General features: G+C 65.8%; 2 protein-coding genes. One reads left to right on the plus strand and one right to left on the minus strand.

All coding sequences use genetic code 11. The features are described from left to right. Window positions 1-602, plus strand: a 602-nt coding sequence (locus ACRDUX_RS30695) for an alpha/beta hydrolase (RefSeq protein WP_526419591.1), incomplete at its 5' end; no start/stop codon positions are given. A 111-nt stretch (window positions 603-713) separates the two neighbouring features. On the opposite strand, the gene ACRDUX_RS30700 is transcribed toward ACRDUX_RS30695, so the two are convergent. After that, window positions 714-1800 (minus strand): class I adenylate-forming enzyme family protein (locus ACRDUX_RS30700; RefSeq protein WP_526419593.1); only part of this gene is annotated, 1087 nt, incomplete at its 5' end.

The following is a 1800-nucleotide window of genomic DNA, read 5'->3' on the forward strand; positions in this document are numbered from 1 at the left end:
GCCAGACCTACAAGTGGGAGACGTTCCTGACCCAGGAACTGCCCGCGTATCTGGCCTCCGAGAAGCAGGTGAAGCCCACCGGCAGCGCCGCGGTCGGGCTGTCGATGGCTGGCTCTGCGTCGATGACCCTGGCGATCTACCACCCGGAGCAGTTCATCTATGCGGCCTCGCTGTCGGGTTTCTTGAACCCCTCCGAGGGGTCGTGGCCGTTCCTGATCAACGTGTCGATGGGTGATGCGGGCGGCTTCAAGGCGAATGACATGTGGGGTGCAACGGAAGACCCGAACAGCGCCTGGAAGCGCAACGACCCGATGGTCAACATCGCGAAGCTGGTCGCCAACAACACCCGCCTCTGGGTCTACTGCGGCAATGGCACGCCTAGCGAGCTGGGCGGTAACAACCTGCCCGCCAAGTTCCTCGAAGGCCTGACCATCCGCACCAACCGCACGTTCCAGGACAACTACATTGCCGCAGGCGGCAAGAACGGCGTCTTCAACTTCCCGGACGACGGCACGCACGACTGGCCCTACTGGGGAGCGCAGCTCCAACAGATGAAGCCCGACCTGCAGCGGGTGCTGGGCGCCACGCCGACGGCAACCTAGGAAAGAGACGGCACGCGGCCCGGCTGGTCCCCTGATGGGACCGCCGGGCCGATCCCGTTCCTCACCGAAGAGGGGTGCACCATGGACGACTTCGTGAGCGACCTCGACGGCCTACTCGGCGTCGATCTCCCGTAGTTCGCGCTTGAGGATCTTGCCCGTCGGGTTGCGCGGCAGCTCGTCGAGGAAGATCACCTCGCGCGGGACCTTGTAGCGGGCCAGGTTGTCCTTCACGTAGGTCTTGATCGCGTCCTCGTCGACGGAGGCGCCGTCGACCTTCACGACGAAGGCGCGCAGCCGATGGCCCCACTCCTTGTCCTCGACGCCGAGCGCGGTGGCCTCGACCACGTCGGGGTGCCCGCTGATGAGGTCCTCGACCTCGGCAGGGAAGACGTTCTCGCCGCCGCAGACGATCATCTCGTCGTCGCGGCCGCTGACGTAGAGCAGCCCGTGTTCGTCGAAGTAGCCGACGTCGCCGGACGACATGAGCCCGTCGATGATCGCCTTGTGACCGCCGCCGGTGTACCCCTCGAACGGGAAGGTGTTGCCGACGAAGATGCGGCCGACCTCACCCTGGGGCACCTCCTTGCCGTTGTCGTCGAACAGCTTGATCTTGACACCCTTGACGACCGGTCCGACCGTCGACGGGTTGATCGAGAGGTCCTTCGGACGGGCGATGGTCGCGAACGCGATCTCCGTCGAGCCGTACAGGTTGTACACGACGGGGCCGAGATCCTTCAGTGCGCGCGTGGCGAGCTCGCCGCCGAGCTGCGAGCCGGACACGAACACGATGCGCAGGCTGGAGAGGTTGGGCTTCGGGCTGGTCTTCTCCAGTTCGTCGAGGATGCGCGACAACATCACCGGCACCACGACCATCGCCGTCACGCCGTCCTTCTCGATGTCGGCGAGCACGTTGGCCGGCTTGAACCGGCGGCGCAACACCAGCGTGGAGCCGAGCATCATCGCGATGGTGGCGTGTAGGAAGCCAAGCGCATGGAACATCGGGGCGGGCAGCGACGTCACCTCGCCCGACTTGAACGGCACGTGCGACAGCACGCCACCGATCGGCGCCAGCGACGGCGGGGTGCTGCGGTTGGCGCCCTTGGGTGTGCCGGTGGTGCCACTGGTCAGGATGATGATCTTCGAGTGCGCCGAGGCCTTCGGCGGCGGGTTTGACTTGTTGCGGGAGATCAGCTCGGCA

It is taken from the genome of Mycobacterium sp. (assembly GCF_050701675.1).
Taxonomy (GTDB): domain Bacteria; phylum Actinomycetota; class Actinomycetes; order Mycobacteriales; family Mycobacteriaceae; genus Mycobacterium.